Origin of the sequence: Bradyrhizobium sp. UFLA01-814, from assembly GCF_046718885.1 — a bacterium.
Classification (GTDB): domain Bacteria; phylum Pseudomonadota; class Alphaproteobacteria; order Rhizobiales; family Xanthobacteraceae; genus Bradyrhizobium; species Bradyrhizobium elkanii.
This window is the reverse complement of record NZ_JAQOSR010000102.1, coordinates 18,932-32,759: the sequence shown is the minus strand read 5'-3', so window position 1 is coordinate 32,759 and position 13,828 is coordinate 18,932. Positions and strand designations below refer to the sequence as shown.

Here is a 13,828-nt window from a genome sequence, read left to right as displayed (position 1 = left end):
CAGCAGTGGTTCGATCGCATCCAGTCCCTTGGGTGCGATCAGGCCATACTCCGCCGCGTGGCCGCGTATCGTATTGGTCAGCTGGGTGCGCCGGACGATCAATCCGTCGCGGACACCCATCAGCATCAGCGCAGCCTGCTGCTCGGCCGTCTTCACCGGCACGAAGCGCATGCTCGGTCGGCTCATCGCTTCGCACAGACCTTCTGCATCCCGCCCGTCATTCTTGTTCCGCTTCACGTAGGGTTTAACCAATTGCGGTGCCATCAGCTTCACCTCGTGACCGAGCTTGGAAAGCTCCCGCGCCCAATGTTGCGAAGCCCCGCATGCCTCCATCCCGATCACCGTCGGCGGCAATTTGGCGAAGAACTCCAGCACTTGTTTGCGCGACAGCTTCTTGCGCAGGACCACCTGCTCCGCCGCATCAACCCCATGCAGCACAAAAATATACTTCGACGTATCAATCCCAATGCGGATAATCTGGTTCACGGACGGCTCCCATGTATGAGATCTAGACAACCTCATTCTGGCACACTGATGCCGTAGGGGGCCGTCCACACCATCAACCACCGACTTGTGTTGTTGGAGGAACAGGCGGCCCCAGCATGGCGAGGCAATTCGCATTAGGGGTAATGGGTCCTGGCTTTCGCCAGGACGACAGCGAATGTATCGCACGGCCTCCATCCACAATCGTCGTCCCTGCGAAAGCAGGGACCCATAACCACAGGGTTGTGTTGCTGAAGAAAGGCTGTGGCCACGGCGTCGCGCAACATTGAGCATTCGTGGTTATGGGTCCCGGCTCCAGGCCGGGACGACACCGAATGTGTTGCGCGGCCAGTGGGGCGTAATTCCAAATTCTCGCGACATGATCTGTCCGAGCTTTGCTCTTCGTTTCGCCGCTCCGAAAGCAGAGGGCGCAGGGAAAGCCGGGTGCCGATCGCACCCATGGGTCCCGCGCAATAAACAACGCGGGAGGTAGGACCAGCGTTGAATGTCGCCTTTGGTCAATAGCCGCCCTTGGCGCAATGGAAGAAAGCCGCATACGTCTTCGCTCTATTTCCGTTAGCCCGCGGCAACAACGCTCGACCGGCGAGACGGATAAGGCCGCCATTCTAGGGAGCGAAATAGCCGCCGCTCAGATTTGGTAAGCGACGGCAAATTCTCGCTGCTCGTGTTACTTCAGCTTATACGTACCGGTTTGATGATTGCAGCTCTGAAACGTTCCGTCCTTGACGACCGGAAAAGACCCCAGCGGTTCGACTGTACCTACCATGACCATGCCTTCGTATTTTCCAGTTCCTGCGAGGTTCGTCCTGGTTGTCTTTCCATCGCCGGTCGAAAAATATGAGAGCCGCTTGTCGCCGTCCACATCGATTGACTCGCAAACGTTGGACCCCGTGATCTTCCCGTCAAGTGATGCATTCATCCCGACGCAGCGGAAAGTGCTTTTGTCAAACATGCCCCCGGGAGGATTGCTGCGGACGGTGCCCGTCAACTCAAAACTTGATCCGGTGTGGGTCTTGGAGAACGTGATCGTGTTATTAACGCCTGACCAACAGGCGATGTAGTCGTAGCTGCCCTCCTTTGGAAGCTCAGCCGCAAATGCAGAAAATGGAGAACCAACGATGAGTAAGGCTAATGCATACCTGTGCATGGCATTCCCCTCCTGAAATCGTTTTAAATGTCAGCCCCGTTAGTCAGTTATTCCGCATTGGATCGACTACTTTGATCTAGATCAGCAGGTTGTGGCGGTTGACACCGCCGGCGCGAAGAGGGGCAACCCGTTTCGGCACGCTTACCGCGTCCGACCGAGTGGCCGCTTAGGGTCGTTTGCGCCTTCCGGCTGTCGGACTGGCTGGCCGGCATAGGATCGGACCCTCACCTGTTCGGAACGCATTCACGTCGGTCGAACCAAGGCTACCCCTCATCTATCGTCGCAGCGGCAACTTGCGAGCCGTACAGCTTCTGCTAGGTCGTACAAAAATGGAAAGCACGGTCCGCCATCTGGGCGGAGCGGACATGCTCTGCCCCTCTGTTTCCGGCGGGTGCGGGCCACTAGGTGACTGCCGCTAAATGTCTTTTGCCGGCCAACGCAATGAGGAATGCTTTTGATGTCGTCAGCGGGATGGGAGGCACTCCGGCAGTGGGGTGAAGACGTAACTCGCATCGAACCGCTCACTGGCGGAGTCGCGAACGACGTGTGGAGCGTGCGCATCCACGGGCACCGCGCCGTCGGTCGTCTCGGTACGAGGAGCGACGCTGATCTCGCGTGGGAGACGAAGCTCCTCCAATACCTCGATCGTGAAGGTCTCACCGTGCCGGTGCCGATCCCGACGATAGACGGCCGGTTGTTCGCGGACGGTCTGGTGGTCATGACATATGTGGAGGGCGGACCGCCGGAGACGGAGGCCGACTGGCGTCGCGCGGCCGACACGCTCCGCCGGCTGCATCGGTTGACGCAGCACTGGCCGCAGCGCCCGGGCTGGCGATCATCGACCGACCTGCTGCACGCCGAAACCGGAACGAAGATCGACCTCGCCGCGATGCCGCCTGAGGCCGTTGCCCGATGCCGAGCCGCGTGGGCGCGGCTCGCCGGACGTCAGACCTGCGTCGTCCACGGCGACCCCAACCCGCGCAACATCCGCGTGACCGCGGATCGGGTCGCGCTGATCGACTGGGACGAGTCGCATGTCGACGTCCCCGATCTCGACCTGGTGCTGCCCCACAATGCCGCCGGTCTCGACGGCGTCGCGCACGACATCGCCGCGCAAGCGTCGGCCGCATGGGAGGCCGCCGTCTGCTGGGACGACGCGTACGCAATCAAGCGGCTTGCCGACGTACGAGCGGTCTAGTGCGGACGTTTCGATCGCTTGAGCTCGGCGACCTTAAACTTCCCGGCGGCCTGCAGGCTGCTGCAAAGCCACCAGGCCCTGTTTCGGTACTCGCCCAGGAACCATTTGGTCTCGACGCAATCGACGTAGGATTTGTAGGTGAGGTTGTCCCGGCACGTCGACGAGAACGGTCCGTGGGTTTGTCCGCCCGTCGACTCGCTACACCCGACCCAAGGATCCTTGCCATGCGGGAGGCTCGATTCGCAGCCACCGTTGCAATTGCTGGCGACTTTCTCCAGCGCGGCAATCCTGCCCAGCACTGAATCCGGTGCCGGCGCACGAGCGGTTGACGATGACGTCTGGGTGGTTCTCGATCTGCGGTGAGGTGCCCCTGTGGTCACCACCTGGGTCGGACGATTTGGCCTTGCCACCGGCTTCGGCGCCTCGACCGTGATGGACGGAAGCGGCTTGGCGGGGTCTGTTTGCGACGCTGCCGGGCCGCACAGCCAGACAGTTGACAACACAGCGACGGCTGAAGGCGCGACAAGGCTCGACGGCAATCTCATGACATGGCCCTCCCAAATCCGGAACGGAAATGCCGTCCCGACGAGCGCACGGTACCATACAGCCCGGGCTTGGCTACCTAGGGTTGAAGAAATATCTGCCGGTGTCTCGGGGTCGACATGGCGGCGAGAGAACGCCGACCGCTCGCGCCGTCCCGGCGTCTGCTCCTGGCCCAAAGCTGAGCTCGAACGGCTCTTGCCGATATTCGCCTTTGACCAGAAGCGGTCACTTGAGCGACACCGACACGCAGCGGGATCGGATCAATTTTGCAGGACCCCCGCCATTAGGTCAGCGATCCTGCCCCATAGCCCTTGTTACGAAGTTGTTGGCGCCCCCTACTCTCGATGCAGCGGCCATGCTTTGGTCAAAACTGCGTTGAGTGTTTGGCAGGGGTCATCGACATGGTGAAAATGCCATCGCCCTCCTTCGAGTGACATTGGACCGGGTGCCAGGTCGTTCCCTACCGCATTCTTGAGGTGCCCACCGCAAAGGCTTGTGATGGAACGGGCAAGGTTCGATAAGGCCGGCATTTTCGCCTTTGGCGATGCTCGGAGCGCTGTGACCTACTCGATCGAAGTTTTTATCGTCACCGCGATCTACGGGAGCCTTGCGGCCTCCGCACATCTCCTTCCCGCTATCAATCCAGCCGCGACACCGCTGTGGCCGCCGACCGGGGTTGCGCTCGCGCTGATGCTGCTGCGTGGGTACCGGGTCTGGCCCGCGATCCTGGTGGGCGCCGTCGCGCCTTACCTGATGACCGACCGATCGCTCCTGGAGTTTGTCGCCGCCGGGATCGGCACCCTCCTTGCTGCAATGGCCGGGACATGGCTGATCGGACGCTGGTCGAACGGTCGCCAGACGTTTGCCACACCAGCCGGTGTCGCAAAGTTTGCAGGCATTTCCTTTGCACCGACCGCGATGATCAGTTCATCCACCGCTTTGGCCGGATTCATCTTCGTCAACGAACCGAGCTTTCCCGATTCCGTCGCCGCGGGGCTGACCTGGTGGCTTGCCGACGCAGCCGCGACCCTGGTGATTGCTCCGGTCATCGTGCTCTGGGCGACGATGCCCTTACGGATTTCCTCCAGGTGGGCTCTGCTGGAATCGATCGCAGTTCCCGTTCTCGCCGGTCTCATTGGGATCGTAGCCTACAGCCCGCTCATCGGCAGCGACCTCGTCAGCGACGATCTCAATTTGCCGTTGCCGCATCGCAGCCTGCTGGGCTTTCTGGCTTTGCTCCCGTTGATCTGGACCGGTCTGCGCGGCAATCGATGCACCGCGGCTACGGCTGCGCTCATTTTCACCGGAATGGCAGTCTGGGGGTTCGCGTCCGGTAATGATCCGTTTCCGAAGACGGATCTGAGCGGCGCATTGTTGTCACTGCTCGTGCTTTCGATCATCGTATCGGCGCCCCCTCTTGCCCTGGCTGCGGCAATTGCCACGCGCCAGACCACGGAAGCCCATCTGCTTTCCGTGCAGGACCAACTGAACGGTCAACTTGAACGGAACGCCTCGGCGCTCGAAAGCATCAGACGGCACTTCCAGACCCTTATCGAAGGCGTCGTCGACTATGCGATTTTCGCGCTTGATAGAGAAGGACACGTTACGAGCTGGAATAGCACCGCTCAAAAAATCATCGGCTACACCTCGGAAGAAATCATAGGCAAACATTTTGGAATATTTTATCGGCCGGATGAACGCCGCGCGGGTTCGCCAACACACGCGCTGGAGACGGCAATCGAAAGAGGCAAGTACGACGTAGAGGGTTGGCGCATCAGAAAGAATGGTACGCCGTTCTTCATCACGGGCTCGGTCTCGTCGAGCCATGATGACGCGGGAAATCTGATCGGCTTCATCAGTATTCTGCGCGACGCAACCGAGCGACGCGATGCGGAGGAGAAGCTGGTTCAGGCGCGCGAACAGCTCGCGATGTCGCAGAAAATGGAGGCAATCGGCAAGTTGACCGGCGGGATCGCACACGACTTCAACAATCTATTGATGATCATCGGAGGCAGTGCCCAGATCTTTACTCGCCTGCTCGATCCAAAACTGCCCAAGGCAATTGAAGCCATACAGACCGCGGCCAAACGCGGCGAGAGCCTCACACGCCAATTGTTGACGTTCTCTCGTCATCAGCATCTCAGCCCGACGGTCGTCGACCTGAATGCGTCCATCAAGAACATGCGGACCATGATCGAGAGCTCGCTGCGCGGGAACATCGTGTACAACGAGAACGTCGGCGAGGGCGTAGCGTCGGTCAAGGTGGACCTCGCCGAGCTGGAGCTTGCGATCGTCAACATCGCCGTCAATGCGCGCGATGCGATGCCAAGCGGCGGCACGTTCACCTTATCCGTCCATGCGGTGACCGCGAACCAGGAAACCGGCGGCGATCGCCGCGCAAAGGCCTTCTTTGCGATAGCGCTTGGCGATACCGGCACCGGCATTCCGCCAAACCTGCTGTCCAAGATGTTCGATCCGTTCTTCACGACCAAGGAGGTCGGCAAGGGTACCGGGCTCGGCTTGTCCCAAGTCTATGGTTTCGCGCATCAGGCCGGCGGAACGGTGACGGCGGACAGCAAGGTTGGACAGGGAACGACGATTACAATCTACCTGCCGTCCTGCGCGGACGAGCAGATCACCAGCAAAGACCTCGCCGCTGCCAGAACAAGAGCAAGGCAGCCGCAGCGGCAGACGGTTCTCGTTGTCGACGACAGCCCCGAAGTGGCGGATGTGACATCTTCGCTGTTCGAGCATCTGGGTTATGACACGATCTATCGAGATTCGGCCGAAGCGGCGCTGAAATTGCTCGAAGCAGGGACAAAGATCGATCTCGTCTTCAGCGATATCGTCATGCCCGGGACCATCGATGGCGTCGGGCTCGCGAGAGAAGTCAGGTCGCGATACCCCGGTTTGCCGATAGCCCTTACCACCGGCTACAGCGATGCCGCAAAAGCGGCTCCACCAAGTCTGAAAATACTCCGCAAGCCGTTCGATACCGAGGCACTAAAAGATTTTATCCACGATCTTGCGCCTCCGCGACCGACGCGATCGTCCGGCACGCCCATGGCGTCAAGCACGACCGAAGCCTCGCGCAGAAATTGACCGGTCGCGCCATTGCAGAAGCTGCTCGTCGCGCAGCTTGACGAAGCGTTGATCCGCACCATCGCCGCTGATGGACATGACTGCTGCTAGCGATCCTGGAAAGCTAGCCGCGCGCCGAGCGCGACGAGGATGCTGCCGCCGATCCGCTGCATGATGCGCTGCGACCGCTTCGAGCGCTGCAGCTTCGACATCACGGCGCTGGCGAAAAACACGCAGACGATGTCGACCGCCGAGAAGGTCAGATTGACTGTTGTGCCGAGCAGAAACAGCTGGGCCCAGACCGGCAGGCCGGCCGACGCATCGACGAATTGCGGCAGGAACGCCAGGAAGAAGATCGCGGTCTTCGGATTGAGCACCTCGACGACGATGCTTTGCGCGAAGGCGCGCTCCGCGGAGAGCGACGCAAGCGTGGGGCGCTTTGCATTGTCGCGGTCGCGGAACAGCGAGAGCCCGAGCCAGACCAGGTAGGCCGCGCCGGCAAGCTTCATCGCCATGAACAGCGGCGGCACCGCATGAAACAGCAAAGCGAGGCCGGCCGCCGCGGCGACGACATGGACATAGCCGCCGAGATGCAGCCCGAGCGAGGCCATCAGCCCCGCGCGCCGGCCACCCGCCAGCGTGCGGGCCGCGGCGTACAGCATGGCGGGGCCCGGGATCAGCGCGAAGGTCGCGGTCGTGATCGCGAAGGCGAGGTACAATTCCATCAAGAGCTTTCGTCTCAGTTCGCCGGGATCATCGCCGCGACCTCACGGTCATGGGGATTGTCGCTGGCGCCGAGGCCGGCGATGACACCGGCGCGATCCCCAGGCTTGCGGTTCTGGCTCATCTTCTTCTTGGCATCGAGCCGCGTGATCGGCATCCGGAAACCGACGATGCCGCGCAGCTGCGCCTTGATGAAATCGTCAGGCGCATCGCTGACCTGCCAGACTTCCGGGCGTGAAGTCTCGTGCAGCTCGGTCAGCCGGGTCACGACGTCGAGCAGGCGCTCGGCATCCTCAAAGAACTCGGCCGCGCCATAGGCGTGGACGGCGACGTAATTCCAGGTCGGCACCACCTTGCCGTGCTCGGCCTTGGTCACGTACCAGGACGGCGTCACATAGGCGTCGGGCCCCATGAAGATGGCCATCGCCTCGCCGACCGCGGGCAGCTTCCACTGCGGATTGGGCCGCGCGACGTGACCGTACAGCGTGCCGTAGTCGCCCTCGTTCTCATTGAGGATCAGCGGCAGCGGCGTTCCGATCAGGCCATCGGCGGTTGCGGTGACCAGGGTCGCGAGCTTTGAGGCCCGCATCGCGGCGTGGATCGGGCCGAGCTCATCCATCTTGAAATGCGGCGGCAGGTACATTGCAGACCTCTTGGCAAACCTCTTGGCGGACCTCTGGCAGGCCTCATCAATTGCTGCTCCACCATAGTGCCGAAGTGGCCTATGATAAGAGCCACTTTCGATCATCTTGATTGGTCCACTATGCCCCGCCTGCGCGCCACGATCAGCATCCCTTCGCTCCGGGCCGTCGACCGCGCCGCCGGACAGGTCGGGCGCCAGATCGCACAGGCCCTGCGCGCCGCGATTGCGAGCGGCGAATTGAAGGCCGGGGAATTCCTGCCGTCGACGCGCGCGCTGTCGGCCTCGCTCGGCGTTGCGCGCGGCACGGTCACGGAAGCCTTCGAGCAGCTGCTGGCCGAGGGCTATCTGGAATCGCAGGTCGGTGCCGGCACCCGCGTCGCGCCGACGCTTGCCGAGCAGGCTCGGCCCGTCGTGGTCGATCGCAACTCGAACAAATCGGCGCCGATCCAGTTGCCGCCGCGCGCGGCGCGGCTCGCCAAGGTGGCGGCGGCCTTCACGCCGATGCCGGAAGTCCCGTTTGCGATCGCGGTCCCCGGCGGCGCGGTCGCGCCCGACGACCATTGGCGCCGCCTCGGCAACCGCGTACGCGCATCGCGCGCGGCGGCGCCTGCGAGCTATGGCGATCCGCGCGGCCTGATCGAGCTGCGGCAGGCGATCGCCGACTATGTGCGCAAATCCCGCGCGGTGCATTGCGAGCCCGAGCAGGTCGTGATCACGGCCGGCACCCAGCAAGGCCTCTATCTCGCCGGCCGCGTGCTGCTGTCGTCAGGCGATCGCGTCTGGGCCGAGGATCCCGCCTATCCCGGCATGACCGCCGTGCTCGACGATCTCGATCTCGTCACCACGCGCGTATCGGTCGATGCGCATGGCATCGACGTCGAAGCCGCCGTCGCCGCGTGTCCGCATGCGCGCGCGGCCTTCGTGATGCCGTCGCATCAATATCCGCTGGGCATGCCGATGAGCATGGCGCGCCGCAATGCGCTGGTGGCGTGGGCGCAGCGAAGCAATGCCTGGATCGTCGAGGACGATTACGACAGCGAGCTGCGCTATGCCGGGCATCCCTTCCCGTCGATGCAGGGTCTCGCCCCATCGCGGGTGATTTACCTGGGCACGCTGAGCAAGGTGCTGTTTCCCTCGCTGCGGCTCGGCTACGTTGTGGCGCCCGTGCCGCTGATCGACGCCTTCGCCGGCGCGCGGGCGCTGCTCGACCGGCATTCGCCGACCGCCGACCAGCATGTGCTGGCGGCCTATATGCGCGAGGGGCTGTTCGAGGCGCATATCAGGCGCATTCGCGGCGTCTACGCCGCACGGCGTGCGACGCTGATCGCGGCGCTGACGCGCCACATGCCTGACGACGTCACGCTGCAGCCGAGCGATCAGGGCATGCATCTGCTGCTGTGGCTGCCAGAGCGCTTCGACGATGTGCAATTGGCAAAATCAGCGCTTGCCGCCGGCATCGTCGTACGGCCGATTTCGCCGATGTACCAGGCGGCACCACGCCCCGGCCTGATGCTCGGCTTCGGCGGGTTCGAACCTGAGGAGCTGGAGGCGACGGCGCTAAGGCTGCGGCGCGTGATGGATCAGCATAGGTCGCAGCGGCGGATCAAGCCACGCCGCACTGAAGCCTCACACTGATTTTGCAGCTTGGACTTTACTGCTCGAACGCGGCCTTGAGGCGGTTGAGCTGCGGCACCAGCGGGTTGCCGATCGAGGAGCGATCCGGCGCCGGTGCGTGGATCGTGGTGTCGAGGCGGCGGACGCGCGCCTGCAGATCCATCGAACGGGCGATCAACTGCTGCAATTGCTCGGGCAGCTTGGTCACCATGTCGGCCGGGCCGGGATCGGCGGCCGACAGCTTGACCTTGGTCTTTTCGCGATTGGCCTGGGTCAGCGTCATCTCGCCTTCCTTGACCGCGCGATGCAGCAGCAGCCAGGACGCGAGCTGCATCAGCCGCGTGGTCAGGCGCATGCTTTCGGTGGCATAGGTCAGGCTTACGGACCGTTCGAGCGCCTTGGCCTCGGCACGTCCGTCACCGTCGAGATAGGCGGCGGTCTGCTCGACCAGGTCCATGCCTTCCCGGAACAGCACGCCGAATGCCGCAGAATTGGTCAGCCGCTCACTGAACAGTACAAGCCCGGCTTCGCTCTGGGAACGATCGGCCATGGTTGACGCCTCACACCATCGTAACGCCCGCTGACATCTGACGCGCCAGCTTATGATGAACAAATCATTGCGCGGGGGCGCCGAAGAGTCCAGCCGCAACCGGATTTATGGTTTCCAGCGGATAGAACGCACAAAAAAGAGCCGCCGTTTCCGGCGGCTTTTGAAGTTGATAACAGGGAGGCGTCAAACAGAGTGGACAGGAGCCACTCGGTGTCCAAACGAGGACAATGCAGTCATAATCGAGAAAGCTTAACCGATCGTAAATGAACGGATTTCTTCAGGCTTTGTTTGCCATGTCGGCCATTGACCTAGTTTGGGACAGATTCAGGCGGATCCCCATGCGTCGTCCCGGCGAACGCCGGGACCCATAACCACCAATGCCCGCGTTGCGCGCAGCTGTGGCCCCAGCCCTACGCGACTACGAACAGCGGTGGTTATGGGTCCCGGATCGCGCTCGCTTTGCTCGCTTGTCCGGGACGACGCTTGTGATGCCGCAGCGCTACGACTTGAAGAACGCGTTCGCGGCGTCCTTCGAGGCGCGCTTTTTCGTCATCGCCTCTCTCAGACGATCGACTTCGGCATTGAGCAGCGCGATGCGCTCGGTCAATTCCTCGACCGACAGCAGCGAGAGATCCTGTCCGATCTCGTGGCTGATTTTCTTCCGCGGCCGGTCCTCATCCTCAATCGGCATGTGTCCTCCCCGCGATGCTGGTCTGGCGCCGTGCGTCCAGAGCTGGTAGATGTCCCAAAGCGCGATGAGATTGGGGTTGAATCGTCATCGGGCTTCAGCTCTTTGTTTGAGCATGATCTTTTCGGAAAACCGCTTCGCACTTTTCCGGATCATGCTCGAGGAGAATTTTGCAGTGACTTTCGTGTGCGCGCAACATCTGACGCGAATGCCCCGGCCCGACCGCAAGGAGTCTGACCGGACGGGATAATTGCGCGCCTGCGCGCCAGCATGAGCCGATCCCAAGCCCTTCCGGTCACGCGGGAGGGCTTTTTGATTTTCCGATTTGATTTCGTCGGAATTTCTCTTGGGGGTCGGCATCACCGAACGCGAAAGACCTTAACCCATGACCAAGATTCTCATCACCAGCGCGCTGCCTTACGTCAACGGCGTCAAGCATCTCGGCAATCTCGTCGGCTCGCTGCTGCCCGCCGACGTCCACGCCCGCTTCCGGCGGCAGACCGGTGACGACGTGCTCTTCATCTGCGCGACCGACGAGCACGGCACGCCGGCCGAGCTCGGCGCCATCGAGGCCGGACAGGATGTCCGCGCGTTCTGCGACGCGCAGCACGCCATCCAGGCCGACATCTACCGGCGCTTCGGTCTGTCCTTCGATCATTTCGGCCGCACCAGCTCGCCGCACAATCATGTGCTGACGCAGCACTTCTATCACCGGCTCGATGACGCCGGGCTGATCGAAGCACGCACCTCGCGGCAGGTGTTCTCGCCGGCCGACCGGCGCTTCCTGCCCGACCGCTACGTGCTCGGCACCTGTCCGCATTGCGGCGACACTGGCGCGCGCGGCGACCAATGCGACCATTGCGGCACGCTGCTCGACCCGCCGGACCTCATCGATCCCCACTCGGCGCTCTCAGGCGACCGCGCGCTCGAAATCCGCGATAGCCGTCATCTCTATCTGCGCCAGTCGCAGCTGGTCGAAAAAATAGGCGCATGGATCGACAGCCGCACCGGATGGCCACCCTTCGTGGTGTCGACCGCGAAGGGCTGGCTCAATGCGGAGCTGCGCGACCGCTGCATCACGCGCGATCTTGCCTGGGGCATCGCGGTGCCGCGCGAAGGTTTCGACGGCAAGGTGTTCTATGTCTGGTTCGACGCGCCGATCGGCTATATCGCGGCGACGCAGGAATGGGCCGACGCCGCGCCCGGTCGCGACTGGCGGCAATGGTGGTGGCAGGCCGACGATGTCAGCTACATCCAGTTTCTCGGCAAGGACAACATCCCGTTCCACACCGTAAGCTTTCCGGCGACGCTGATCGGCTCCGGCGAACCGTGGAAGACCGCCGATGTGATCAAGGGATTCCATTGGCTGAATTACGAAGGCGGCAAGTTCTCGACCAGCCGAAAGCGCGGCATCTTCACCGACGCGGCGCTGGAGGAATTGCCCGCCGATCTCTGGCGCTGGTGGCTGATCGCCAACGCGCCCGAAAGCGCCGATACGGATTTTGGCGTCGCCAGGTTCGTTGCCGACGTGAACAAGGATCTCGCCGACATCTTCGGCAATCTCGCCAACCGCATCATCAGCTTTGCGCATCGCGCCTTCGACGGCCGCTTTCCCGAAGGCGGCGTACCCGGTGATGCCGAACGACAGCTGGCGCACGATCTGGAGCAGCGCATCGCGACGCTGCACCGCCATCACACCGCACTGGAGTTTCGCGCAGCGGCGGCAACGACCCGCGCGATCTGGGACGCCGCGAATGCTTACCTGCAACACGCGGCACCATGGTCCGCCATCAAGTCCGATCCGGCACGCGCGGCGGTCGTCACCCGCGTCGGGCTCAATCTTGTCGCGCTTGGTGCGACGCTGGCGTGGAGCATCGTGCCCCACCTCGCGGAGCGAGTGCTCGGCGCGCTCGGTCAGAGCGATGCCGTGCCGCGCTGGCCCACTGGCCCACTCCTCCCGCTGCTGGATCGCGGCGCGGGCACGCCGGTCGCAAGGCTCGGGCCGCTGGTCGAGAAAATCACGCCTGAGAGAGCCGACCAGCTCACGACGCGGTTCGGGGCTTAATGGCGTTTCGCTTCGCTGCAAAAGGCGGTATGCCATCCGCCAATCCTCTCCACTGACCAGGGACCGACCATGCCAAACCTGCCCGCGCAAATGACCGTCGTTGCCATCAGCAAGCCGGGTGGCCCGGAGGTGCTGGTGCCTGAGACCCGCGCGGTGCCGGTGCCGAAGGCCGGCGAGATTTTGGTCAAGGTTGCGGCCGCCGGCGTCAATCGTCCTGACGTCGCGCAGCGCTCCGGCTCCTATCCGCCGCCGCCCGGCGCCAGCGACCTGCCCGGCCTCGAGATCGCGGGCGAAGTGGTCGCGCTCGGCGAAGGCGCAAAGCACAAGATCGGCGACAAGGTGATGTCGCTCGTTGCCGGCGGCGGCTACGCGCAATATTGCATCGCGCAGGACGCGCAGGCGATGACCGTGCCGCCCTCGCTGTCGATGCAGGAAGCCGGCGCTACCCCGGAAACGCTGATGACGGTGTGGCACAATGTGTTCGAGCGCGGCGCGCTCAAGGCCGGGGAGACGCTGCTGATCCACGGCGGCTCGTCGGGCATCGGCACGATGGCGATCCAGCTTGCCAAGGCGTTCGGCGCCAAGGTGATCGTCACCGTCGGCTCGCAGGACAAGGCCGACGCCTGCCTCAAGCTCGGCGCCGATCACGCGGTGAATTACAAGACCGAGGATTTCGTCGAGGCGGTGAAGAAGGCCACCGGCGGCAACGGCGCCGATGTCATCCTCGACATGGTGGGCGGCGACTATATCGACCGGAACTACGACGCCGCCGCGGTCGAGGGCCGCATCGTCCAGATCGCGTTCCTGTCGGGAACACCGAAGGCCACGGCCAATTTTGCCAAGCTGATGGTCAAGCGGCTGCACCACACCGGCTCGACCCTGCGCCCCCGTAGTAATGCGGACAAGGCGGCGATGGTCGCGGCGATCGAGGCAAAGGTGCTGCCCTTGCTGCGCGAAGGACGCGTCAAACCGCTGATGGACAGCACATTCCCGCTGGAAAAGGCCGCCGACGCGCACCGGCGCATGGAGACCAGCGAACATATTGGCAAAATTGTGTTGGTGGTTTAACCCT

Annotated in this window: 11 protein-coding genes; 5 read left to right on the top strand and 6 right to left on the bottom strand. The window is 62.9% G+C overall.

Annotated elements, in window-relative coordinates:
- Nucleotides 1-486, bottom strand: a 486-nt coding sequence (locus tag PMN64_RS27235) for an IS110 family transposase (RefSeq protein WP_411782864.1), incomplete at its 3' end; no start/stop codon positions are given.
- 685 nt (nt 487-1,171) lie between these two features.
- The gene (locus PMN64_RS27230) at nt 1,172-1,651 is read right to left on the bottom strand and encodes a hypothetical protein (protein WP_304497400.1); all 480 of its coding nucleotides are present in this window, start codon (nt 1,649-1,651) and stop codon (nt 1,172-1,174) included.
- A 457-nt stretch (nt 1,652-2,108) separates the two neighbouring features.
- On the opposite strand from PMN64_RS27230, the gene PMN64_RS27225 reads away from it, so the two are divergent.
- Together PMN64_RS27225 and PMN64_RS27220 are read left to right on the top strand one after the other, a co-directional pair.
- A complete protein-coding gene (locus PMN64_RS27225) occupies nt 2,109-2,849 on the top strand; it encodes a phosphotransferase enzyme family protein (protein WP_411782863.1) in 741 nt (246 codons plus the stop codon).
- A gap of 1,041 nt (nt 2,850-3,890) precedes the next feature.
- Nucleotides 3,891-6,494 carry an MASE1 domain-containing protein gene (locus PMN64_RS27220; RefSeq protein ID WP_411782862.1) on the top strand — a complete coding sequence of 868 codons (2,604 nt, stop codon included), beginning with the start codon at nt 3,891-3,893 and terminating at the stop codon, nt 6,492-6,494.
- Between the two features lie 86 nt (nt 6,495-6,580).
- Here PMN64_RS27220 and PMN64_RS27215 read toward each other — a convergent pair whose 3' ends face one another.
- Together PMN64_RS27215 and PMN64_RS27210 are read right to left on the bottom strand one after the other, a co-directional pair.
- A complete protein-coding gene (locus tag PMN64_RS27215; protein WP_411782861.1) occupies nt 6,581-7,198 on the bottom strand; it encodes a LysE family translocator in 618 nt (205 codons plus the stop codon).
- A gap of 14 nt (nt 7,199-7,212) precedes the next feature.
- Complete coding sequence (locus tag PMN64_RS27210) at nt 7,213-7,839, bottom strand: FMN-binding negative transcriptional regulator (RefSeq protein WP_411782860.1); 627 nt, start codon at nt 7,837-7,839, stop codon at nt 7,213-7,215.
- A 120-nt stretch (nt 7,840-7,959) separates the two neighbouring features.
- On the opposite strand from PMN64_RS27210, the gene PMN64_RS27205 reads away from it, so the two are divergent.
- Nucleotides 7,960-9,474, top strand: a complete 1,515-nt coding sequence (locus tag PMN64_RS27205; RefSeq protein ID WP_411782859.1) for a PLP-dependent aminotransferase family protein — start codon at nt 7,960-7,962, stop codon at nt 9,472-9,474.
- Nucleotides 9,475-9,490: 16 nt separating this feature from the next.
- On the opposite strand, the gene PMN64_RS27200 is transcribed toward PMN64_RS27205, so the two are convergent.
- Both PMN64_RS27200 and PMN64_RS27195 read right to left on the bottom strand, forming a co-directional pair.
- The gene (locus PMN64_RS27200) at nt 9,491-10,003 is read right to left on the bottom strand and encodes a DUF1465 family protein (protein WP_028340279.1); all 513 of its coding nucleotides are present in this window, start codon (nt 10,001-10,003) and stop codon (nt 9,491-9,493) included.
- 499 nt (nt 10,004-10,502) lie between these two features.
- Nucleotides 10,503-10,694 (bottom strand): DUF1192 domain-containing protein, encoded by a 192-nt coding sequence (locus tag PMN64_RS27195; protein ID WP_411782858.1) that lies wholly within the window; start codon nt 10,692-10,694, stop codon nt 10,503-10,505.
- A 382-nt stretch (nt 10,695-11,076) separates the two neighbouring features.
- Between PMN64_RS27195 and metG the strand changes: the two genes are divergently transcribed.
- Nucleotides 11,077-12,756: a methionine--tRNA ligase gene (gene metG, locus PMN64_RS27190; RefSeq protein ID WP_411782857.1), complete on the top strand. Its 1,680-nt coding sequence runs from the start codon at nt 11,077-11,079 to the stop codon at nt 12,754-12,756.
- Nucleotides 12,757-12,825: 69 nt separating this feature from the next.
- On the top strand, nt 12,826-13,824 hold the full coding sequence (locus tag PMN64_RS27185; protein WP_411782856.1) for an NAD(P)H-quinone oxidoreductase: 999 nt from the start codon (nt 12,826-12,828) through the stop codon (nt 13,822-13,824).
- Nucleotides 13,825-13,828: the final 4 nt, after the last annotated feature.